Raw genomic sequence first — 22,311 nt, 5'->3', positions numbered from 1 at the left:
CGATCACTGCCCGCGCCGGTCGTAGACCGCCGTCGGCCGCGGGTCGGCCGCTCGACGGCGGGAGCGAATCGCGATAGCGCTGGCGGCGCTCGTCAGGAACGCGATCGCACCGGCGACGAGGATCAGCCACTCGCCTATCGCGGTGCTGTCAGCGCCGAGAAGGGCGACGGCGACGACGAGCCAGCCCGCGAGGATCGCGGCGAGCGTCGCGACGCCGACGCTGCCCAGCTCCCCGTTCGACTGGCGATACGCGTTGTACGCGCCCGCGGCGAGCAGTCCCGCGCCGACGATGCCGAGCGAGGCGGCCCAGCCGGGGTCGACGTCGACGCCGAGGGCCAATCCGACGAGGAACGCGCCGAGCAGAGCGACGACGACGGAGGGCGAGCGCCCCGCCCCGCCGGGGTTCGGACGGTGCTCGATGGAATCGTCGCGCGTGACGGCGTCGCCGTTCCGCCGGCGCTCGTCGTGCGGTTCGCTCGGATCGTGCTCGTCCCAATCCCGGTCGTCGGCGCGATGTCCGCTCATCCGTGCCCCTCGTCGATCGTTCGCCGCTGGTCGCGCCGACGTCCGATCCGATGCGGGTGCTCCCCGGCCGACGCCGAGCGGTCGCGTTCCCCGTTCATCCCGGACCGCCGGCCGCCCGCGCGGCGTGGACGGGCGCGGCCGGAGCGGGCGACGATTCGCCGGGTCGGCCCGGTCGCGAACGCTGCGTTCGTCCCGGACGCGGTATCGGTGCGGCGCATCGGTATCGAACCGACGCCCGGCGGCCCCAAAACGGTTCGCCAGCGTCAGGGCTGAGAGTTCCGTATCCACGCTTTTCAGGACCGTTGTGTAGTCAACCCGTCCCCACATACTTCGTGTGCGACGGATGAAACGTTTATCCTCCACTTCGATGTCGGTGGAGTGGATGTACTATCACGAACCCGAACTCCAGTACGAGGTCACCGTCGAGGAGCCGGATCCGCACTTCGCCTCGCTGCTCCAGCAGGCGATCGGCGGCGTCGAGGGCGAGATGCGCGTCGCGTTGCAGTACATGTTTCAGTCCTGGTCGATCCCGGCGACGCACGAGCCGTATCGAAACCTCCTGATGGAGACCGCGACGGAGGAACTCGGCCACATCGAGATGCTCGCCTCGGCCGTCACGAAGAACCTGCGGGGGTCGCCGAAGTCGCCCGACGAGGATATCGAAGCCGCCAGGTCCGCGACCGAACAGAATCCCCGGCAGTTCCTCTCGGCGGGGGAGTCGGCGATGCCGGTCGACAGCAACGGCGTCCCGTTCACCGGCGGCTACATCGTCGCGTCGGGCAATCTCGCCGGCGATCTCTACGCGAACGTGATGGCGGAGGCGACCGGCCGCACCCTGGCGACGCGACTCTGGGAGTACACCGACGACCCCGGCATGAAGGACATGCTCTCGTACCTCATCGCCCGAGATACGATGCACCAGAACCAGTGGCTCGCCGCGCTGGAGTCGCTCGACGACCCGGTGCCGGTTCCCGGGAGCTTTCCGCAGAGCGAGGAGAACCAGGAGGTCAACTACTCCTTCATGTCGACCCGACGGAATCCGCGGGAGGACCCGGAACAACCCTGGACGACGGGGTCCTCGCCCGACGGGAAGGGCGAGTTCTCCTTCCTGGCCGAGCAACCGGGCGGCAACGAGGTCGTCGCCCCGGACCCGGACTCGGTGACCCACGACGAACCCGAAGGGTGAGACCGGGCCGCGGTGCGCTCCACTCCGAACCGAGGGGGCCGGTGTGCGGATCCCGTCGCGCACCTAATCACGCCGGGCCCTGGTACTTCCCGCCTCGCGATGGTACCGTCACCGATGACCGCCACATCACCGCCCGTCTACGAGGTCGCCGTGGTCGGCGGCGGCCCGGCCGGCCTTACGACGGCGCTCTACACCACGCGACTCGGCCACCGAACCGCCCTGTTCGAACGCGAGGGCGGCCGCCACGCCGCGGTCGATCACGTCCACAACCTCCTCGGCGTCTCCGAGGCGGTCTCCGGCCAGGAACTCGCCGACCACGGCATCGATCAGCTCGAGGCCTACGGCGGCGACGTCCACCTCGACAGCGTCGAGCACGTCGAGCGGATCGCCGCGACCGCGGACGGTCCTCGCGGCGGCGACCGCGGGGAGGGACGCGGTGGGACCGCGGTCGGAGACGCCGCCGGCGGTCGCGACGGCCGCTCGTTTCGACTCGAGGCGACGCACGCCACGGTCCACGCCGACTGCGTCGTGCTGGCGACCGGGTTCTCGGATCGCGGCCCCGACGTCGCCCACCTCGAGCGCTACACCGGACGCGGCCTGTACTACTGTCTGCACTGCGACGCCTACGACCTGGGCGACGGCTCGGTCTACGTCCTCGGCCACGACGACCGCGCGGCCCACGTCGCGATGCTCATGCTGCACTTCACCGACGACGTCGACCTCCTGCTCGACGATCGGGGACCGGACTGGAGCGAGGAGACCGCCGCCCAGCTGCGCGCCCACCCGGTCGAGCGGGTCGACACCGAGGTCGTCTCCGCCTACCCCGACCACGCGGACGACTCGCGACTCGGCGGCCTCGCCTTCGGCGACGGAACCGAGCGCGATTACCTCGGCGGCTTCGCGATGTACGGTAGCGAATACAACGCGACCCTCGCCGAGGATCTCGGCTGCGAACTCGCCGACGACGGCGCGGTGGCGGTCGACGAGGACCGGCGAACGAGCGTCGACGGCGTCTACGCGGTGGGAGATCTCACCCACGGCCAGAACCAGACGCCGATCGCGATGGGCGACGGCGCCTACGCCGGTCTGGCGATCCACGAGGCGTTGCGGTCGTTTCCGAAGTCGCTCGACGATCTCGGCGAGGACGAGGCGTCCGAGACCGCGGCCGGTTCGACGCCCGGCGCGCTCGACGTTCCCGGGGCCGACCCGGCGATGCGGGCCCGGATGCGACGAGTCCGCGATCGGGAGACGCTCCCGGGCCTGCGTACCCCGGATCCGAACCGGTAGGGTCGGCGATCGAGGGCCCCTCGGTCGGTGCGGGCGTCCGGTCGGCGGTCGCATCCGGTCGCGTCCGATCGACGCGACCGCCGGAGCGTGAGCCAGGTGCGACCGCCGGAGCACGATTCCGGAGGCGACGCCGTTCGATCCGACGGCCACGTGCGACGACGGCGACGTTGGATTCGCGACGCCGTGCACTCAGGGCGCAAAGACCGGCCGCACGCACCCGTCCGCCTTGTGTTTGAACATGTCGTACCCCTGCGGCGCCTCCTCGAGCGAGAACTCGTGGGTGGCGAGGTAGGAGGGATCGAGGTCGCCCGCGACGGCGTGTTCGATCAGCTCCGGCACGTAGCGCTGGCCGTGTTGCTGAGCCGTGCGGACGGTGAGGCCCTTGTTCATGACGACGCCGAGCGGGAACTTGTCCATCACGCCGTAGACGCCCAGGATCGCGAGGGTACCGCCCTTGCGACACGCCCTGATCGCCTGCCGGAGCGCCTCGCCGCGGTCGGTGTGCAGCCGCAGCCGCTGCTTCGCGCGGTCGTAGGCGTGGGACAGGCCGGAGCCGTGAGCTTCCATCCCGACGGCGTCGATGCAGGCGTCGGGCCCGCGGCCGCCGGTCATCGACTTGAGCGCGTCGACGACGCCGTCGACGTCGGTGTAGTCGATCGTCTCGGAACCGGCCTCGTTCCGGGCGAGTCGCAGGCGTTCGGGGAGTCGATCGATCCCGATCACCTGCTCGGCGCCCATGAGCGCGGCGCTGTGCTGGGCCATCAGCCCGACGCCGCCGCAGCCCCAGACGGCGACCGTGTCGCCGTCCTCGATGTCACAGAAGTCGGCGCCCATGTAGCCCGTCGCCCAGGCGTCGGAGGCGAACAGCGCCTGCTCGTCGTCCAGCTCGTCGGGCACGTGAAAGCAGTTCTCGTCGCCGTGGGGCACGCGGACGTACTCGGCGTGCGAACCCGCGTAGCCGCCGAAGGCGTGGGTGTAGCCGTAGATGCCGGCGGTCGGATAGCCGAGGAGTGGCTCCTGCAACCCCGGATTCGGGTTCGTGTTGTCACAGAGCGACCACTTGTCGTCGCCGCAGAACTGACAGGCGCCGCAGCCGACGAACGACGGGACGACCACGCGGTCGCCCGCGCCGATCGTCTCGACGTCCGGACCGGTCTCCCTGACCACGCCCATGAACTCGTGACCGATCACGTCCCCCTCGCGCATCGTTGGGAGGTAGCCGTCGACGAAGTGCAGGTCCGAGCCGCAGGCGGTGGTCTTGGTCACCTCGACGACCACGTCCCGCGGGTTGGTGAGTTCGGGTTCGGGGACGTCGTTCACCCGCAGGTCGTTCGCGCCGTGCCAGCAGAGCGCGCGCATGCTCATACCAGATCACCCCGACCGCGCGCGGAGACGTTGCCATCGAGCGTGGGGATCTCGCCCGTCTCCGCGAGGCTCTTCAATCGATAGAGAGCCGTGCTCGCGAGCACGTCGCGAGCGAGGAGCCGGTCGACCACCGCCGTTCCGAGCCGACCGCCGGGCGGGTCGAGCCACAGCCGCAGGGTCACCTCGGTTCCCCGGTCGGCCGGTGCCTCCTGGAACGTCAGGGAGTACTCGACCGGCAGGACGGAGCCGTCGGTCGACCGCCATCGACTGAACGAACCCGGCTGCTCGGCGAGGAGTTCCAGCTCCCAGGTGGCGGTCAGCGCTCGCGGGCCGGTGACGGTCCACCGGAGCCAGTCGGGGTCGCCGTCGATCGGCTCGACGGACGCGACCGGACCGACGAGGCGGTCGATCGTCTCCGGATCGTCGACGAGCGCCGCGAGTTCGTCGGCCGACTCGTCGATCGTGATCGAGCGTTCGATGCCCGGTCGATCGGTCGCGGCGCGGAAATCGTGCGACCGTGCTCTCTCGAGCCCCGTTTCTCCGGCCGTCGCGTCCTCGATCGCCGTCGATTCGGACGTCGCGAGCGCCCGGTAGATGGCGTAGCCGCCGACGCCGGCGGTCAGCGCGCCGCCGAGCGACCGCCGCTGCAGGCCGCGAGCCAGCAGGATCCCCCCGACGGCGGCCAGCCCGGCACGCGTGGGCAGGGATCGGGCGTCGCCGATTTCGGTGGCGGCGTCGCGAATCCGATCGATGGTGTCGGTCGCCGCGTCCGTACGGTAGAAACTCACACGCCTACTGCCGACGAACGCGCCGTTCGTCGTTCGGGTTGCACGTGCCTGCGGACGGCCGGATGGACGTACGAGCGCTTGACGAGTCGCGTCGAATCGTCGACGAGTCGCCGGTGTCGCATTCCCGCTCGCTCGACGCTGGCGTCGGGGCCGAGTGCGGATCGCGCGATCGACGACGGTCCGACGCGTATCGGGTCAGGCGCCCCGGGACGTGCCGGTCGCCATCGAGTCCGCCTCGTCCACGGCGCCGCGGGATCCGTAGGCGACGGCGATCATCGAGAGACCGGTCGACACCAGACTCAGACCGACCACGAACCCGACGAACCAGAGCGCGTCGACCGGGAAGCCGATCCAGAGCAAGGCCGCGAGGGCGACCGAGAGAACGCCGCTCGCGGCGATCCACCCGCGCCCGGTCCCTGCCGGTAGCCGCGCGCTCGCGGCCAGTTCCGCGAGGCCGTCGACGAGCAGGTACGCGATAGCTGCGAGCGTCAGGCTCAGCAGGCCGACAACCGGGTTCGCGAGGATGAGGGCGCCGGCGAGGATGGAGACGATCGCGAGCGTCGCCTGCCAGAGCGAACCCGCCCAGCCGTCGATCGTGACGACGTGTCCCGCGTGGACGACGCCGCCGACGAGCAGGGCCGCGCCCGCGACGTACGCGATCGCGATACCCGTCCCGACGGGGAGGAGGATCGCGACGATCCCGAGAACGACCACGAGAATGCCGGCGATTCGAAGCGTCCGCCAGGCGGACGCCCCAGTATCGATTTCGTTCGAGGAATATGCGTTCATTGCTACCACATACCAATGCACGTCGTCAACAGACGTAAACCCCTCCTGTCCCGTACCGAATCGCGGCTGGCACATCGGACCCGGTCGTAAATCGGATCGGGCCGAGAGGTGCTGCACGTTATACGAAACTGATATGTTCAAATACCCACCTCGAACTCGGTCGATGGTATTGTATAATAGTGAACACATACTGCTAACTATCCGCCCCGATACTCTGGTCCAATGCAGATTCCGCCTTCGAACTCACTACCCGTACGAACGTTGCTATTGTAATATATACGCCGGCGAAATCGAACATATCCTGTGTTCAATGTACATACAGCCCCGTTTTCAAAACTAAATCGCGTTCACGAACGCTATTGGCCCGCAATACGGTAGTTTTGACCCATATTCCGGGCGACTCTGTCCCGAACCCCTCGGGGACATTAGTGTATAATTCTCACAATACCATGATGGAGTGAAACTGATTACTGTACTGTCACACTCTCGAAGATCGGCTCTTTCCGGACGGTCGGTTCCGTCGGGGAGACACCGATCGTCGTCTCGATCTTCCCGCCCGCCGCTCTCGATCAGATGACGCCCTCGGCCTCGAGCCGGGCGATCTCCTCGGCCGAGTAGCCGAGCCTGGTGAGGAGGTCGACGTTGTCGGCACCGAGGTCGGGCATCGCCTCGCGTTTCACCGAAGCATCGCCGAAGTCGATCGGGTTGTCGACGACCTTGATCTCGTTCTCGCCCGCCTGGACCGTCTTGATGAGGTCCAGGTGGTCCGTCTGCGGATGCTCCAGTACCTCGTCGATCCGGTTGACGTCGCCCCAGGGAATCCCGGCGTCCTGGAGGCGCTCGGCCCAGTAATCCCGGTCCTGGGTGGCGATCTCGGATTCGACGATGGACTCGAACGTCTCGCGGTGTTCGATGCGCTTCTCGTTGGTCTCGAATCGCTCGTCCGCGAGCAGGGCCGGTCGCTCGATCACGTCCCGGCAGAAGAGCTCGAAGTGATCCTCGCTGAGGACGGCGAAGTTCACGTAGGCGCCGTCGGCCGTCTCGTGGGGGCCGTACGGGGTCAACAAGTGGTGGCGCATCCCGACGCGTTCGGGGATCTCGCCCTCGTGCCAGTACTTGTGCGGGAAGTAGCCGAGCCAGGACAGCATGCCGCCGAACATGGTCACGTCGAGTTCCTGTCCCTCGCCAGTCCGGGCGCGCTGGAAGAGCGCCGTGACCGTCCCGATGGTCGCGTACATCGCGGCGTTGATGTCGCAGATCGACAGCGGGATCTTCGCCGGCGCGTCCGGACTGCCGTTCGAGAGGATCAGCCCGGTCTCGCCCTGCATCACCATGTCGTAGGCCTTGCGGTCGCGGTACGGACCGGAGCGGCCGTAGCCCGAGATGTTGACGTAGATCAGGTCGTCCTGCGCATCGTCGCGTCGCTCGTCGTCGCGCAGCGACTCGTAGTCGAAGCCGAGCCGCTCGACCGCGCCGGGGGCGAAGTTCTGGACGACGACGTCGGCGTCGGCCGCCAGGTCGCGGAAGATGTCCTGGCCCTCGTCGCTCTTCAAGTCGAGCGTCAGGCTGCGCTTGTTCCGGTTGACCCAGACGTGCGCCGAGGACTCGCCGTGGACGGCGTTGTCCCAGTGGCGGCTGTTGTCGCCGACGCCCGGGCGTTCGACCTTGACGACCTCGGCGCCGAGGTCGCCGAGCTGGCGGGTACACAGCGGGGCCGAGACGCCGCTTTCGAGCGCCAGGACCCGGATACCCTCGAGCGGGTGCATCTCAGTAGGACCTCGGCAGGTCGAGGACGTGCTCCCCGATGTAGTTCTTGATCATCTCGTCGGAGATCGGCGCGATGTGGGCGAGGCGAGCCTCGCGGTAGTAGCGCTCGACGTCGTACTCGGTCGCGACGCCGTAGCCGCCGTGGGTCTGGACGGCGTGGTCGGCCGCCTTCGACGCGGCCTCGCGGGCCATGTAGACGGCGATGTTGGCCGCCTCGCCGACGTCGCGGCCGTCCTTGAAAGCGCGTGCGGCCTGGTAGACCAGGTTGCGCGCGCTCGTCGTCCGGGCGTGGGCGTCGGCCAGCGGGTGCTGGATCGCCTGGTTGGCACCGATGGGCCGGTCGAACACCTCGCGCTCGTTGGCGTACTGGACCGCGCGCTCGATCGCGACGCGGGCGAGCCCGACCGCTTCGGCCGCGATGACGACGCGCTCCTCGTTGAGGCCGTCCATCACCTGGTAGAAGCCGTCGTCGACCTCCCCGATGACGTTTGCTTCGGGCACTTCGAGGTCCTCGAACCAGATCTCGTAGGAGGGAACCGCACGTCGAATGCTCTTTTCGATCTTCTGGGTGTCGACCGCGCCCTGGTCGAGCGCGTCCTCGATGTCGACGAGGAAGAGGGTGAGCCCCTCGGTCTTCTTCTCGACCTCGTCGATCGGGGTCGTTCGCGCGACGAGGACCATGTAGTCGGAGGCGTAAAAGCGAGAGCACCAGGTCTTCTGCCCGTTAATGAGGTACCGATCGCCGTCCTTCTCGGCGTTGGTGGTGATCGCCGTCGACTCGTAGCCGGCGTCGGGCTCGGTGAGGCCGAAGCACTGGAGGTACTTCTCGCCGGAAGCCAGCTTCGGCAGGTAGGTCTCCTTCATCTCCTCGGAGCCGTAGTTCAGGATCGACCGCGGGACGAACATGGCGCCGTGACAGGCCATCGAGCCGCTGAAGCCGGCGCCGCTGGCGGCGATCTCCTCGAGGATCAGCGCCGCCTCGAGCGTATCGTAGCCGGTCCCGCCGTACGCCTCGGGGATGATGGTGCCGAGCCAGCCGTGCTCGGCGAGGTCCTCGACGAACTCCTCCGGGTACTCGGCGTCGCGGTCTTTGGCCTGCCAGTACTCGTCCTCGTAGGACGCACAGAGCTTCTGTATCTCCGACTGGATGAGCTGTTGCTCTCCACTGAACTCGAGCATATCCTCCACCTCGGAGGTAGCACCCATAAACATTGCGTCCACCACCCGGCCGGGCCGCCGGCGGTCGACTGGTGTCCGATTCGCTCCCGGGCCTTCCGACGGGCCGCCGAACCGGGTCCGACGGGCTCGACTAGCACCCGGCGACCGGAACCGATGTCGGCCGAATTCCGGTGGGGCCACCGGCCGGCCGAACTCACTCGTCGTCCGTCGACTCGGCGTGTTCGCGGGTGGGAACGAGCACCGAGCGGGTAAATTCGATCACGACGTCGCCGTGCTGGTTGAAGCCGGTCGTCTCCGTCTTCACGATGCCCTGGCCGGGTCGCGACTCGCTCTCGCGCTTCGAGACGACCTCGGATTCGGCCGAGAGCGTGTCGCCGTGAAAGACCGGGTTCGTCATGCGGACCTCCTCCCAGCCGAGGTTGGCGACGGCCTGGTAGGAGACGTCGCTGACGGTCATGCCGAGCACGGTCGAGAGCGTCAGCGCGGAGTTGACCAGCTCCTGGCCCCACTCCGTCCCCGACGCGTACTCGTTGTCGAAGTGCAGCGGGTGCGTGTTCATCGTCAGGAGGGTGAACCAGTAGTTGTCGACGGCCGTGATCGTCCGGTTGGGACGGTGCTCGTAGACGTCGCCGATCTCGAACTCGTCGTAGAATCGGCCGTACTCCTCGCGGTATCGGTTCTCCCCGACCTCGCGGGTTTTGCGAACCATACGCTCACACGGGCGAGGACCGGCTTGAAGATTGTGATGCGGCGAACCGCCGAAAGTGCTTACCCGCTGGCTGCGAAGGGATCGCTATGGACATCACGGACCAGTTAGCCGCGTACTGCGCGTCGCTGACGGCGGCGGACCTGCCGGCCGAGACGGCCGTCCAGGCCAAGCGCGTCCTGCTCGACACGATGGGACTCGCGATCGGCGGGCGCCGGGCGAAGTCGACGCCCACGGTCATGGAGACGGTGCGCGAGTTGAACGGCGAGGGCGGCTCGACCACCGTCCTCGCGACCGGCGACCGGGTGACGCCCGACTACGGCGCGCTCGCGAACGCCGCGCTGGCCCACAGCCTCGACTTCGACGAGACCCACCGGGCGGGGTCGGTCCACGCCGCCGCGCCCGTGCTGGGAGCCACGCTCGCCGCCGCGGAGGAGACGAACGCCAGCGGGACGGACCTCCTGACGGCGTTCGTCGGCGGCTACGAGGTCACGGCGCGACTCGGGATGGCGCTCAACTCGGAGGCCCACTACGCGAAGGGGTTCCACGCGACGAGTACGTGCGGCGTCTTCGGCGCGGCCGCGGCCGCCGGGATGCTGCTGGACGGCTCCGCGGAGACGATCGGGCGGGCCTTCGGGATCGCCGGCAGTCAGGCCGCGGGCTCGTTGCAGTTCCTCGAGGACGGCTCCTGGAACAAGCGGCTCCACCCGGGCCTGGCCGCACACTCGGGCTACCTGGCGACGCGATTCGCCCGGAACGGCTTTCGCGCGACGACCAACCCCATCGAGGGCTCGCGCGGCTTCCTGCAGGCGTACTCCGACGATCCGCGGCCCGAACGGGCCCGCGACGGCCTCGGGGAGTCGTTCGAGATCGACCGGACGGGCCTGAAACCGTATCCCGTCTGTCGATTCCTCCACCCGCTGATCGACGGCGTGGTCGGGCTGGTCACCGAACACGACCTCCAGCCGGCCGACGTGACCGCCGTCCGCGTCGAACTCTCCTCCTCGGGCGAACTGCTCGTCGGGAACCCGTCCAAACCGATCCCCGAGACGGTCGTCGACGGCCAGTTCAGCCTCCCGTTCGTCACCATGCTCGCGATCACCCGGGGCGAGGTGACGGTCGATACCCTCTTCGACGCGATCGACGGCGAGTTCACCGCGGAGGAGAAGCGGCTCGTGGCCGCGACCGAGTCGTCGGCCGCCGACTGGGCCGACGACCTGTACCCCGACCAGTGGGCGATCGAGGTCGAGATCGAGACGACCGACTCCACGGTGTCGAAGCGAGTCCTCGACGCGAAGGGCGATCCCGAGACGCCGCTGTCCTGGGACGACGTCGAGGCGAAGTACGACCGGCTCGTCACGCCCGTCGTCGGCGAGAGCGCCGGTGAAACGCTTCGCGCTCGCATCCGGTCGATCGAATCGTTCGACACCGAGGAACTGCTCGCGCCGATCGCGGGCGACGGCTGAGCCGGCTGGCCGGGGACCGACGACAGAACCCTTAGGTCCGTGCCGACCGACCGGTCGGTATGGCGAATCCACCGACGGACGGGCTGGACGAGATCGATCGCATCATCCTCGGGATCCTCTCCGAAGATCCGCGGACGCCGTACTCGGACATCTCCGAGCGACTCGAACGCCGGGGCCACGAGATGAGCGGCGAGGGGATCCGATACCGGGTGCAGAACCTGTTCGAGTCCACCTCGACGTTCTTCATGCTCGATCCGAACGTCCACGACTGGCACGTGCTGCGCCTCTCGATCACGGTCGACGATGCGCCCGACGCGAAAGCGTCCGTCAAGGAGACCCTGAGCGAACTGCCCTACTGGTTCATCAGCTCCGGCGTCGGGTCGGTCGACATCTACGCCGTCCGACTGGCCGAATCGCTCGCCGACGTCGAGGAGAGCACCGACGCCGTGCGGGCGATCGAGGGCGTCGAGTCAGTCGACTTCTTCCTCGAAACCCGCCGCGAGACGGACATGCGCAAGTACTTCCCGACGTCCGAGAGCTGAGTCGCGAAACGGGCAGCTGCGTCGACCGACTCACCGTCGGTCCGAGTGCCAACCCGCTCCGGCCGTCGAACGACACTCGCCGGCGCATCGACCGGCCGCTCACCGTCGACTCGCCGACCCGACCGTCTCACCGCGGGGATGGCGCGATCGATCGTCGCGCACTCGGTCGTGACCGTCGAATTCTCGATCGGAGACGGATTCCCCATCGGAGACGAGCCATACGGACCGACGAGCCAACCGCTTCGACGGGCCCGGCGACCGAGCGCGAGCGGTCGTCCGCGTCCGTCGATCGGACGGAGTACCGTCTCGACCGGCGAATCATCGCCCTGAGCGATAGTTGTATATGGATTGAGCGAGCGTTCTTTCCCACGAGCATGCACGGACACGACAAAGTAATCGAGATTCTGCAAGCCGAGGGCGTCGACAATCTATTCACGTATATGTCCGAGGACAACATGAGCATGATGTCCGAGATCGCCGAGGGTGACGCGGACATCCGCCTCTACAAGAGCCGACACGAGCAAGGGGCCATCGCGATGTCGGACGGGTACGCACGCGCCACCGACTCGTTCGGCGTCAGCCTCGTCGGCCGGGGGCCGGCGATCGCCCAGGCCGGGACGGCGATGGTGACCGCCCGAAAGAAGGGCTCGAACGTCCTCGTGATGGTGCCCGAGCCGATGGGGTCGGCCGCCTACGATATCAAGGCCTTCGACCAGGAGGGCTACCTCACCTCGACGATCGGCGACGTGATTTCGGTCCGATCGCCGGAGGCGCTCGTCCCGAAGGTGCGCGAGGCGATTCGACGGGTGAAGATCGGCGACGGGCCCCTCGCGCTGCAGATCGCCTGGGACGTCCTCGACGGGCAGTTGCCCGAAACGGAAGCGGAGCGGACCGTCGAGGCGCGCGGAGCCGCGACCGGAGCGCCGGACGCCCGTCTCGACCCCGCCCCGGAGCGCATCGAAGAGGCCGTCGACATGTACGTCGAGTCGGACGCGTTCACGCCGCCGGTGATTCTGGCCGGTCGCGGGGCCGTCCGGGCCGACGCCAAGGAGGCGATCTACGACCTCGCCGAGCGGATGAGCGCGCTGCTGGTCACCTCGCTGCAGGCCAAGGACTACTTCGACGATCACCCGTACTACCTGGGATTCACCGGCAAGTGGGGCAGCGACCTGGCGAACACGCACGCCAACGAGAGCAAACTGCTCGTCGCGATCGGGGCGTCGCTGAATCCCTACACGATCGACAAGGGTCACGTCTTCGGCGACGAGACGGAAGTCATCCACGTCGACAGCGATCCGGGCGTCATCGGCGAACACGCCGATATCGACCTCGGGATTCAGGGCGACGCCAAACGCACCGTGAACCGACTGATCGAGGCGCTCGAGGAGATCGGCATCGACCGCGAGGGCGAGCTGTGGACCGATGACCTCCGGGAGCGGGCCGCGACCTTCGACCCGATGAACGACCGCGAGTTCCCGGAACGGCCCGACGCGATGGATCCGAGGGAGCTGGTGCGCACGCTCGACGAGGTGCTGCCCGCGGACCGCCAGATCACGATCGACGCGGGCCACTTCGCGCGCTGGGTCGCCGACGGAATCTCCGCGCCGCCCTCGAAGTTCCACTTCACGGCCGATTTCGCCTCGATCGGCCTCGGACTCCCCATCGGCCTCGGGACGGCCGTCGGCACCGCGGACGAGCAGTCGTTCGTCATCGCCGGCGACGGCGGCACCATGATGTCGATCCAGGAACTCGAAACCGCGGTCCGCCACGACGTCGACGTCACGGTCATCGTCATGGACGACAGCACGCTCAGCTCAGAGTACCACACCCTCGTCGCGCGCGGCGACGAACCCGAGGTCTCGCGGATCCCCTCGCCCTCCTTCAAAGACGTCGCCGAGGCGTTCGGCGCCGATGCGCATTCGGCGACGTCGATCGACGACGTGCGCGACCTCGCCGACGTCTTCGCCACGCCGCCGGACGGCCCGCGCGTCGTCGAATGTACCGTCAATCACCACGTCCGCCACCGGAGCAAGATCTAACGGCCGTCCCGCCCGCCCGGCTCGAAGTGAGACGACCGACGTACCGGCGTTGTCCCTCGGTGCGTCCGTTCGCCGCGATCGCGGCGTACCGCCGCGTTCCCGGTCTCGTGGTCCACCGTCGACTGCGTCGGTCGTCCCCCGACCGTTCGTCGGGGCCGCCCGCCGTCACTGCGGTCGAGCGTGCTTCGCTCGTGGAGACGAGCTGCGACAGCCGCCCACGGGCCTCAATGGACGCCCAGCGGACATGATCTGTGGCTCTGTAGCTCGGTACTGCAAAATCTCCACATCTCACCGTCCGGTCACCTGTAATAACGCCCTAAGGACGTTATTTCCTCTGGCTGAGTGCCGAGTTCCCACGTCGTGGTATGCCATCCCAGGTTCCCGCGTGACACGATCGAACGCCGGGAACCACGCCGGCGTATTGCCGGGCCGAGCGTACTCGACGCCTCGCACCCGAGCGGCGGGACTATCCGGAGTGCGAATACTTATGTGGAGCCCACCGGAGGCTCGACTGTATGCCTCCGAAGCCACTGGACGGGCTGTCCGTCCTCGAGTTAACGACGATGGTCGCCGGCCCGTACGCCGGGCAGATGCTCGGCGACCTCGGCGCGGACGTGGTCAAAATCGAGCGGCCGTCCGGCGGCGAACTCTCGCGCGGGATCGAACCGGACCTCGGCGGCGAGAGCTTCTACTACCTGACCCCGAACCGGAACAAGCGGAGTCTCGCGATGGACGTGACGAGCGAGGACGGCCGGGACGCCTTCCTCGACCTCGTCGAGGCGGCGGACGTCGTGCTGCTCAACTTCCCGCCGGCCTTCGCCGAGCGCTACGACCTGGATGACGATTCCCTCCGAGAGCGCAACGACGACCTCATCTACTGTTCGATCTCCGCGTTCGGCCACACGGGGCCCTACAGCGGGTACAACGGCGTCGACACCACCGTCCAGGCGCTGAGCGGAGCGATGTCGATGACGCGGACGGAAGAGACGCGGCCGATGCGCTCGGGCATGCCGTTCAACGACATCTACGCCTCGCTCTACGCCGTGCAGGGGATCTTGCTCGCCCTCCTCCACCGACGCGACACCGGCGAGGGCGACTTCGTCGACGTCTCGCTGCTCGACGCGAGCGTCGCCGGCCTCAGCACTCGCGCGACCTACAGCCTGGCGACGGCGGAACCGTACCCGCCCTTCGGCCGCCGGCACAACTACTTCGCGCCGGAAGGGGTCTTCGAGGCCGCCGACGGCGAGCTCCACCTCTCGATCGTCACGGACAGACACTGGCGGCGATTCTGCGACGTGGTCGGGGCGACCGACCTCCGCGAGGACGACCGGTTCGAGACGCTCGACGATCGGATCGAGAACAACGATGCCTGTTTCGAGGCGGTCGCCGCGACGATCGAGTCCCGCTCGCTCGAGTCGCTCATCGACGACTTGCGGGAGGCGGGCGTCCCCGCGGCGCCGATCAACGACACGCTCTCCGTCTTCGATGACGAGCAGGTCCAGGCCAGAGAGATGCGCCGAACGATGACGCACCCGGACGTCGGCGAGGTCGACACGCTCGGCTTCCCCGTCAAGTACGAGAACGCCGAGCAGTCGATCGACGCCCATCCGCCGCGACTCGGCGAACACTCGCGGGAGGTGCTACAGGCGGTCGGCTACGACGACGCGGAGATCGACGCGTTCGTCGAATCGGGTGTTCTCCGCGAACACGAGGAAGAGTAGCCGTGGTCCGAACTGTCGTTGTCCGGGTGATCTGATCCCGCAGACGCGATGCCGGTGCCCGTCCGGTGCGTGATACGATTTCTGACGCAGGCACGTCCTCGTTCAGGCGTCCTCGACCGGTTCGTCGATGTCGCCGTACTCCCGAACCTCGCGGTTGATTTCCGAGGTCCGGTTCTCGATGATGTTGTTGAGAACGGCGACGATGCCCTCCAGCGAGTCCCGGTTCATGCCGTCCACGGTGGCCGTCGGTCGCGTCGTGAGTCCGTCCGCGATTCCCGCCGTCATCCCCGCGTCGAGCATCCGGCGTTCGTCTGCGGGGGTGTGGAACGCGTCCGGGTCGCGTTCGAGGACGGCGATCATCGCGGCGACGCCGTACGCGCCGAGGTTCGACGACCCGCCGACGATCAACTCGTCCGTCTCGATGCGCGTACAGATCTCCTCGCCGGCGGGGATGTGCTCGACGACGGCGTCGCGGATCTTCGCCATCCCGATCTCGTTCCCGCCGTCGCCGAACCCGACCGTCAGGCGTCCCTCCTCGCGAGCCCGGTCGAACAGCGGCCCCAGCTTGGCGTGGTTCGCCGAGCGATCCGCGCCGATCAGGGACCGGACCGTGCCGTCGCGGGTGGGCCCCAGCTTCTCGACGGCGACGAGCGCCTGCGGATCGTGGCGGTCGAGGACGGCCGCCGCCTCCGATTCCGCCTCGTCGGCGTCCTCGGTGTATGGAACCACCGCCGCCGCGTGGTTGCGTTCGTAGAGCGTTTCGACCGAGACGGCGTCGAGGCCGATCGACCGGAGGACGGGTTTCATCGCGTCCGCGTTCCGTTCCTCGGTCGCGATCACCGGACGGACGCCGGCTGTCAGCGCCAGCGTTCGGGCCAGCGCGGCCGCCCCGTACGGCCCGTCAGTCTCGCCCCGCGGATACCACGGCGGGACGTTCGCCCCGTAGGTGATGAGGACGGTGTCGCCGGGCTCGACCGCGTCGAGCAGCGCCGTCGCGGCCGAGTACGTCATCGCCTCGTCGCCGAGCTCGCGGGCGGCCTCGTACAACGGGTGGACCGTCGGCAGGCCGTTCGGACGGGCTTCGATGCCGATCACCTGGTCGATGATCTCGCCGCTGGCGCTGTCGTCGAATGCCATGCCACTCGATTTCCCACCTCGGACGATAAACGTTGTCCCGGTCCGTGGGCCGTCGCGTTGCAGGCGCGTCGAGCACCGTGGCGGTTCGACGCGCCGGCGCCGCGAGTCGGCGTGTCGCTCAGAGCGTCGCCCGCGTCCGACCCCCGTCGACGGTGATCGTCTCGCCGTTGACGAACCCGGCCCGGGGCGAGCAGAGGAAGGCGATCGCGTTCCCGAGTTCGATCGGATCGCCGAGCCGGTCGAGGGGAATCGCCTCGGTTCGCTCGTCGATGTCGTCCTGCACGGTGTCGATCTCGCCGCGCTCGATCTTCTGTTCGGCCAGTTCGCGAATGCGGTCCGTCGCGTGGGCGCCGGGCAACACGGCGTTCGTCCGGACCGCCGGCGCCAGTTCCATCGAGAGCGTCTTCCCGAGTCCGACGACGCCCATTCGGACCGAATTCGACAGCGGATTGTTCGGGACGGCCTCTTCGACGGCTCGCGAGGCGATCATCGTGATGGTGCCGCCGTCGCGTTCGAGGTGCTCGGCGGCGGCCCACACGAGCCGAACCGCGCTCAGTACGAGCAGCTCGTAGGCTCCGATCCAGTCGGCCTCGGTGGTCCGGCGCACGGGCGCACTCGCCGGACCGCCGGCGTTCGTGATCAGGTGGTCGAGTCGCCCGAACGCCTCCACGGTCTCGTCGACGAGCCGATCGACGTCCTCGGCGACCGTGAGATCGGCCGGAACGCCGACGACGCGGCCGGGACCGACGTCCGCGAGCTCCGCGACCGTTTCGTCGATCGTCGCTTCGGTCCGCCCGTTGACGACGACGCCTGCGCCCTCTCGGGCCAGCGCCCGCGCCGTCGCCTTCCCCAGTCCGCGGCTCGACACGGCGACCAGTGCGACCGATCCTTCGAGTTCCAGATCCATGGCTGAACAGCACCAGCCCGGCCCATAATCGTTCTGCCGAGCGAGCAAGCGGCGGTCGGTACGGCGAACCGGCGACCGGGCGGTGGCCGGCGCAGCGGAACGGGCGTCGGCGCCCCTGTTCCGGACCGGGGCCGCGGATCGGCGTCGGCGACCGCGTTCTGTGCCCGAGGCCTGATCCGGGCGAGCGCCTCGATGTTCCGTACGAAACGCTTATTCCCCGACTCGCGCCAGGGTGTGCATGGACGAACTGACCCTGGACGACCTGCTCGAGAAGTACTACGCCGACTACGAGCCGACGGACTTGGTCCACCGCGACGATCCGCCGCTGCAACCTCTCACGTGGCGAGTCGAACCGCCGGGGAGCACGCGAGCGAAGCCGCTATTGCGCGGCGAGCGGATGCTCCTGCTGTACGCCGAACGCGACGCGGGATCCTACGACCCGCCGCACGTCCACCCCGATCACGAATCGCTCTCGTACCTGCTCGAGGGCGAGGTCGATGTCGAAATCGACGGCGAGACGTACGACGCGACGCCCGGCGCCGCGTACTATCACGGTCCCGGCGTCGTCCACTCGGCGCGGGCCCGGACCGACTGCGCCAAACTCGAGATCAAACACGTCCCCGAGGACCGGGTCGACTGAGTCGGGAGACTGGGTCCGGGGTATTCGTCGAGGGAGCGCTATTCGCCGGCGAGTCGCGACGGCAGGTCGACGTCGGCCTCGGCGGCGAGTCGTTCGACGGTCTCGGTCAGGTCGGCGGCTTCGAGGAGCGGCGTGCCGGATTCGATCGCGTCGTCGATCTCCCGCTCTCGCTGCCGTTTCGATTCGGCGGCGTCCGCGACCTCGCTCGCCCGTTCGTGGGGCACGACGGTGACCCCGTCGGCGTCGCCGACGACGACGTCGCCGGGATCGACCGACACGCCGCCGACGACGACGGGGACGTTGACCGATCCGAGTTCGTCCTTGGCCCCGCCGTGGTGGGAGACCGCCGGCGCGAACACCGGGAAGTCGGCCGCCGAAATCTCGGCGACGTCGCGCACGTTCCCGCCGGTGACGACCCCGGCCACGCCGCGTCGCATCGCGTTTTTCGTCGCCAGTTCGCCCCAGGTCGCGGCGGTCTGGGAGCGGGCCTCGATGACGAGGACGTCACCCGGCTCGGCGAACTCGGTACCGACGTGGATCATCAGGTTGTCGCCGGGCGGCAGCGAGACGGTGATGGCCTGGCCGCAGATCGGCCCGCCGGCCGTTCGAAGCGCCATCGGCGGCTCCATCGCACCGGTCTGGTCCATCGCCTCGTGCGCCACCGCCGCGCTGACCGACGCGAGGCGATCGAGCGTCGCCGACGCTAGCCGCGGAATCTCCGCCGTGATCGTGGGTGACATACCCTGTCGATGCCCGGTCGTGCCATTAAACCTGCCGACCGTGGCCCTGGAACGCTGGACGTCCTTCGGTCGATCCCGGAGCGCACCGATTCGCGTTGCGGCCCGACGGACCTCGACTTCTCACCTGGCCCGCCCGGCGACTGTCTCCGATGGTTTCTTCCGACAGGTGCGCGACCCACACGCCACCTCCGACTCCGTTGATTTAAGATAGATATAATTAGTCAAAAATATTGGTGGCGATAGTATTATATCCCCCGCCTTGCTTTGGAGGCACGTAGCATGCCTGAGTCAACGGTTCGCACACGACGGCGGTTCCTTACCGGCGCGGCTGCGGTCGGTGGGGTAACGCTCACGGCGGGATGTACCGAAATCCTCGGCGGTGACGACGGCGGTGAGGGGGCTGCGGCTGGCGAGGATTTCTCCGACCTCGAGTCGATGGAGGCCACGATCGCCCATCCGGCCCCGCCCGGGCTCAACCGGGATCATCGGTACGCCCTTAGCTTCAAGAATTACGTGGAGAACGCGACCGACGGGCAGTTCAGCGTCGAGATCGCGGCCGGCGGCGAGTTGGGTAACGAGACCGAGGTGATGGAGCAGGTCCTCGACGGCGTCATCGAGTTCAACAACACGACCGGCCAGGTGTTCGCGCCGTTCAACCCGAACGTCATCGCCTGGACGATCCCCTACGCGTTCGACGACATGGAGACGCTCCTGTACGCCATCGACAACCAGTGGCAGGAGGAGTTCGATCGGAACCTCCGGGAGAACACCAACGCGATGTTGATGGGGCCGGTCTACGACGGCGGCGGCTTCCAGGTCTGGAGCGCCAACTCGCGCGTCGCCTCGGCGTCCGACTTCGAGGGGATGAGCTTCCGGACGATGGCCTCTCCCTCCCATCAGGCCCTCACCGAGGAACTCGGCGCCACCTCGGAAGTGATGTCCTGGACGGAACTCTACGAGGCGCTCGACACCGGCGTGATCTCTGGCCAGAAGAACCCGATCGCGACGTTCGTGCTCGGCAACCTCCACGAGGTCCAGGACTACATCTTCCTCGACAATCACCAGGCGATGATCCAGGTGCCGTACACGAACGAGGAGTGGTTCAACGGCCTGCCGGCGGCCTACCAGAGCCTGATCAGGGAGGCGGCGTTCTCGGCGGCGATGGACGCCAGGTACCTCAACCGGCTCAACCGCAGTCGCCAGATCCCGATGGTCCGCAACGAGCTGGGCGTCGAGATCGTCGAACCCGACGAGTCGACCCTCGACGAACTCCGATCGCAGACCCAGGAGCCGGTCGAAGAAGTGATCCGCGACGAAATGACGGACACGGCCCTGCTGGACAGCCTGCTCGAAGCGTACGACTGGGCGCTCGAGGAGACGGGCCAGGCGTAAGTTCGGGTCGGTGGACTTTTCGGCGAAGTAAGATTCAAATGGTGTGGCGACACAGTAACGGCAACTTGGACTAATGAACGACAACTCTCGTGAGAGCGTATTCAGGCTGCTAACGACGGCACAGCGGGGGATGCGCGCTGTTACCCGGGTCGTCGGGACGGCGATGTGGTACAGCGCGATCGCGATGATGTACCTGCTGCTCGCGATCGTGTTCATGCGCGTGGTGACGCGGTACCTGTTCGACTTCACCTACGCCTGGAGCCAGGAACTGTCCCAATTCCTGGCGATCTGGCTCTCGCTGCTCGTCGTCGGCAAGCTCCTGATGGAGGACAGTCACCTCGGCGTCGACCTCCTGTTCGAGAAACTCTCGACCGAGTGGCAGTATCGCATCCGGAGCGTCCAGCTCGGCCTGATCTTCGTCCTCGCGGTATTCGTGACCGAGTACGGTCTCGTCTACGCGCTGAACAGCGGGCTGGGCCAGACCTCGCCGACGCTCGGGATCGAGATGTTCTACCCCTACCTGATCATGCCGATCTTCGGACTCCTGCTCGCACTGCACAGCCTGTCGAAGTTCCTCGAGATCACGGTCGACCGGGAGGCGATCGACAGCGTCTCGCGGGCGGAAAAGGTCGAGGAGGTGGCCGAATGAGCCTCGTCCTGGCCGCGATCATGGGCGTCATCCTCGTCGCCCTCATCTTCTCCCGGATGGAGGTGGCGTTCTCGATCGGTCTCGTCGGCCTGCTCTGGCTGTTGCTGATCGAGATGCCGCCGACGGTGCTGGTCTCCCGGGCGTTCAACAGCATCGACCAGTTCATCCTGCTCGCCGTCCCGTTCTTCCTCCTCGCGGGGGAACTGATGAACCGATCGGGCCTCACCGAGAACCTCATCCGCACCGCGAACCTCACGCTCGGCCGGGCGCGCGGCGGCCTCGCCCAGGCCAACGTCGGGACGAGTTTCCTCTTCGCCGGGATCACCGGCGCCGCGGTGGCCGACGTCGCCGCCCTCGGGTCGATCTTCGTCCCGTCGATGGCGAAGGAGGGCTACGACCGCGATTACAGCGCCGCCCTGACCGCCGCCTCGTCGCTGATCGGGCCGATCATCCCGCCGAGCATCATCATCGTGATCTACGGCGGGATGACCGAGACGTCCGTCGGCGGCCTCTTCGCCGCCGCGATCGTCCCGGGGATCCTCCTCGGCGTCGCCGTGATGCTGGTCGTCTACGCCCAGGCGCGCCGGTACGACTTCCCGAAACACGATCCGGACGTCGAGTGGTCCGAAGCGCCGCGGATCCTGTTTCACACCTTCGTCGCGCTGACGATGCCGGCGATCATCCTCCTCGGCATCCTCTTCGGCTACTTCACGCCGACCGAAGCGGCTGCGGTCGCCTCGGTGTACGCGATCTGCATCGGCTTCCTCTACCGAAACCTCGGCGTGGACGGCCTCCACGAGTCGATGAAACTGGCCGTGAGTCGAACCGGCCAGCTCTACATCATTGTGGCCTTCTCCGGCATCCTGTCGTGGCTCATCGCGTTCGAGGGGATCCCGGATCAGCTGGCGGCCGGCATCCAGGGCATGGGACTCGGCCCCGTCGCCTTCCTGCTGCTGACGTTCGCGATCATGCTGTTCGTCGGTACGTGGCTCGAGACCATCGCGGCGACGATCATCCTCGCGCCGACGCTCTCGGACATCGCGCTCTCGCTGGGGATCCACGAGTACCAGTTCGGCATGGTGTTCATCCTGAGCATCAACATCGGGCTGATCACGCCGCCCGTCGGCATCTGCCTCTTCGCCGCCCAGAGCGTCTCGGACGTGCCGGTCTGGGACATCGCGAAGCGGATCGTCCCCTTCTTCGTCCTGATCAGCGCGTCGATCGTGACCGTGATCCTCGTTCCCGAGACCACGACCGTCCTGCCCGAGTACTTCGGCTTCAACTGAGCCCGACTCCCGCGCGGCACCCGCTTTTCGCCCGTCAGCCGATCGACGAACGGTGACCGCCTTCGACGGTCGACCGGGGCCGCGTCGTCGGTCCAGCGTCGTCGTTCGACGGCCGAGCGGTGATCCACCCGACGGCCGAGCAGCGCCGCCCGGCGAACTACTCGCTCTCGGCGCCCGGAATGCCCGCGTCCGGCGAGCCA

Annotated in this window: 20 protein-coding genes; 10 read left to right on the top strand and 10 right to left on the bottom strand. The window is 67.8% G+C overall.

Features of this window, described 5'->3' with window-relative positions; translation table 11 throughout:
- Nucleotides 1–3: 3 nt before the first annotated feature.
- Nucleotides 4–525: a DMT family transporter gene (locus MXA07_RS01705; protein WP_247730324.1), complete on the bottom strand. Its 522-nt coding sequence runs from the start codon at nucleotides 523–525 to the stop codon at nucleotides 4–6.
- Nucleotides 526–907: 382 nt separating this feature from the next.
- On the opposite strand from MXA07_RS01705, the gene MXA07_RS01700 reads away from it, so the two are divergent.
- Nucleotides 908–1,711 carry a manganese catalase family protein gene (locus MXA07_RS01700; RefSeq protein ID WP_247730323.1) on the top strand — a complete coding sequence of 268 codons (804 nt, stop codon included), beginning with the start codon at nucleotides 908–910 and terminating at the stop codon, nucleotides 1,709–1,711.
- A 114-nt stretch (nucleotides 1,712–1,825) separates the two neighbouring features.
- On the top strand, nucleotides 1,826–2,998 hold the full coding sequence (locus MXA07_RS01695) for an NAD(P)/FAD-dependent oxidoreductase (RefSeq protein ID WP_247730322.1): 1,173 nt from the start codon (nucleotides 1,826–1,828) through the stop codon (nucleotides 2,996–2,998).
- A gap of 189 nt (nucleotides 2,999–3,187) precedes the next feature.
- On the opposite strand, the gene MXA07_RS01690 is transcribed toward MXA07_RS01695, so the two are convergent.
- The 6 genes from MXA07_RS01690 to MXA07_RS01665 form a co-directional block, all read right to left on the bottom strand.
- Nucleotides 3,188–4,357, bottom strand: coding sequence for a zinc-dependent alcohol dehydrogenase (locus MXA07_RS01690; protein WP_247731691.1), 1,170 nt, complete (start codon nucleotides 4,355–4,357; stop codon nucleotides 3,188–3,190).
- A 2-nt stretch (nucleotides 4,358–4,359) separates the two neighbouring features.
- Nucleotides 4,360–5,151 (bottom strand): SRPBCC family protein, encoded by a 792-nt coding sequence (locus MXA07_RS01685; protein ID WP_247730321.1) that lies wholly within the window; start codon nucleotides 5,149–5,151, stop codon nucleotides 4,360–4,362.
- Nucleotides 5,152–5,346: 195 nt separating this feature from the next.
- A complete protein-coding gene (locus tag MXA07_RS01680) occupies nucleotides 5,347–5,940 on the bottom strand; it encodes an HdeD family acid-resistance protein (protein WP_247730320.1) in 594 nt (197 codons plus the stop codon).
- Nucleotides 5,941–6,509: 569 nt separating this feature from the next.
- Nucleotides 6,510–7,706, bottom strand: coding sequence for a CaiB/BaiF CoA transferase family protein (locus MXA07_RS01675; RefSeq protein WP_247730319.1), 1,197 nt, complete (start codon nucleotides 7,704–7,706; stop codon nucleotides 6,510–6,512).
- 1 nt (nucleotide 7,707) lies between these two features.
- Nucleotides 7,708–8,886: an acyl-CoA dehydrogenase family protein gene (locus MXA07_RS01670; RefSeq protein WP_247730318.1), complete on the bottom strand. Its 1,179-nt coding sequence runs from the start codon at nucleotides 8,884–8,886 to the stop codon at nucleotides 7,708–7,710.
- Between the two features lie 193 nt (nucleotides 8,887–9,079).
- The gene (locus MXA07_RS01665; protein ID WP_247730317.1) at nucleotides 9,080–9,595 is read right to left on the bottom strand and encodes a MaoC family dehydratase; all 516 of its coding nucleotides are present in this window, start codon (nucleotides 9,593–9,595) and stop codon (nucleotides 9,080–9,082) included.
- Between the two features lie 86 nt (nucleotides 9,596–9,681).
- Between MXA07_RS01665 and MXA07_RS01660 the strand changes: the two genes are divergently transcribed.
- From MXA07_RS01660 to MXA07_RS01645, 4 genes are all read left to right on the top strand, one after another.
- Nucleotides 9,682–11,058, top strand: a complete 1,377-nt coding sequence (locus MXA07_RS01660; protein ID WP_247730316.1) for an MmgE/PrpD family protein — start codon at nucleotides 9,682–9,684, stop codon at nucleotides 11,056–11,058.
- Between the two features lie 59 nt (nucleotides 11,059–11,117).
- Nucleotides 11,118–11,600, top strand: coding sequence for an Lrp/AsnC family transcriptional regulator (locus MXA07_RS01655; protein WP_247730315.1), 483 nt, complete (start codon nucleotides 11,118–11,120; stop codon nucleotides 11,598–11,600).
- 374 nt (nucleotides 11,601–11,974) lie between these two features.
- Nucleotides 11,975–13,639 carry a thiamine pyrophosphate-binding protein gene (locus MXA07_RS01650; RefSeq protein ID WP_247730314.1) on the top strand — a complete coding sequence of 555 codons (1,665 nt, stop codon included), beginning with the start codon at nucleotides 11,975–11,977 and terminating at the stop codon, nucleotides 13,637–13,639.
- A 515-nt stretch (nucleotides 13,640–14,154) separates the two neighbouring features.
- The gene (locus MXA07_RS01645) at nucleotides 14,155–15,360 is read left to right on the top strand and encodes a CaiB/BaiF CoA transferase family protein (protein ID WP_247730313.1); all 1,206 of its coding nucleotides are present in this window, start codon (nucleotides 14,155–14,157) and stop codon (nucleotides 15,358–15,360) included.
- 102 nt (nucleotides 15,361–15,462) lie between these two features.
- Here the strand turns inward: MXA07_RS01645 and MXA07_RS01640 are convergent, their stop codons facing one another.
- Both MXA07_RS01640 and MXA07_RS01635 read right to left on the bottom strand, forming a co-directional pair.
- On the bottom strand, nucleotides 15,463–16,497 hold the full coding sequence (locus MXA07_RS01640) for a glutamate cyclase domain-containing protein (protein WP_247730312.1): 1,035 nt from the start codon (nucleotides 16,495–16,497) through the stop codon (nucleotides 15,463–15,465).
- A gap of 118 nt (nucleotides 16,498–16,615) precedes the next feature.
- Nucleotides 16,616–17,404, bottom strand: a complete 789-nt coding sequence (locus MXA07_RS01635) for an SDR family oxidoreductase (protein WP_247730311.1) — start codon at nucleotides 17,402–17,404, stop codon at nucleotides 16,616–16,618.
- A 238-nt stretch (nucleotides 17,405–17,642) separates the two neighbouring features.
- On the opposite strand from MXA07_RS01635, the gene MXA07_RS01630 reads away from it, so the two are divergent.
- Nucleotides 17,643–18,044: a cupin domain-containing protein gene (locus MXA07_RS01630; RefSeq protein ID WP_247730310.1), complete on the top strand. Its 402-nt coding sequence runs from the start codon at nucleotides 17,643–17,645 to the stop codon at nucleotides 18,042–18,044.
- A 38-nt stretch (nucleotides 18,045–18,082) separates the two neighbouring features.
- On the opposite strand, the gene MXA07_RS01625 is transcribed toward MXA07_RS01630, so the two are convergent.
- The gene (locus MXA07_RS01625; RefSeq protein WP_247730309.1) at nucleotides 18,083–18,784 is read right to left on the bottom strand and encodes a 4-carboxy-4-hydroxy-2-oxoadipate aldolase/oxaloacetate decarboxylase; all 702 of its coding nucleotides are present in this window, start codon (nucleotides 18,782–18,784) and stop codon (nucleotides 18,083–18,085) included.
- A 279-nt stretch (nucleotides 18,785–19,063) separates the two neighbouring features.
- Between MXA07_RS01625 and MXA07_RS01620 the strand changes: the two genes are divergently transcribed.
- From MXA07_RS01620 to MXA07_RS01610, 3 genes are all read left to right on the top strand, one after another.
- Nucleotides 19,064–20,176: a substrate-binding domain-containing protein gene (locus MXA07_RS01620; RefSeq protein ID WP_247730308.1), complete on the top strand. Its 1,113-nt coding sequence runs from the start codon at nucleotides 19,064–19,066 to the stop codon at nucleotides 20,174–20,176.
- A 130-nt stretch (nucleotides 20,177–20,306) separates the two neighbouring features.
- A complete protein-coding gene (locus MXA07_RS01615; RefSeq protein WP_247730307.1) occupies nucleotides 20,307–20,825 on the top strand; it encodes a TRAP transporter small permease in 519 nt (172 codons plus the stop codon).
- Nucleotides 20,822–22,111 (top strand): TRAP transporter large permease, encoded by a 1,290-nt coding sequence (locus tag MXA07_RS01610; RefSeq protein ID WP_247730306.1) that lies wholly within the window; start codon nucleotides 20,822–20,824, stop codon nucleotides 22,109–22,111. The genes MXA07_RS01615 and MXA07_RS01610 overlap by 4 nt, the downstream gene beginning before the upstream one ends.
- The last annotated feature ends 200 nt before the right edge of the window (nucleotides 22,112–22,311 follow it).

Origin of the sequence: Halovivax limisalsi (assembly GCF_023093535.1) — an archaeon.
Classification (GTDB): domain Archaea; phylum Halobacteriota; class Halobacteria; order Halobacteriales; family Natrialbaceae; genus Halovivax; species Halovivax limisalsi.
Note: the sequence above shows the minus strand (reverse complement) of the source record. Positions and strands in the feature narration are given on the sequence as shown.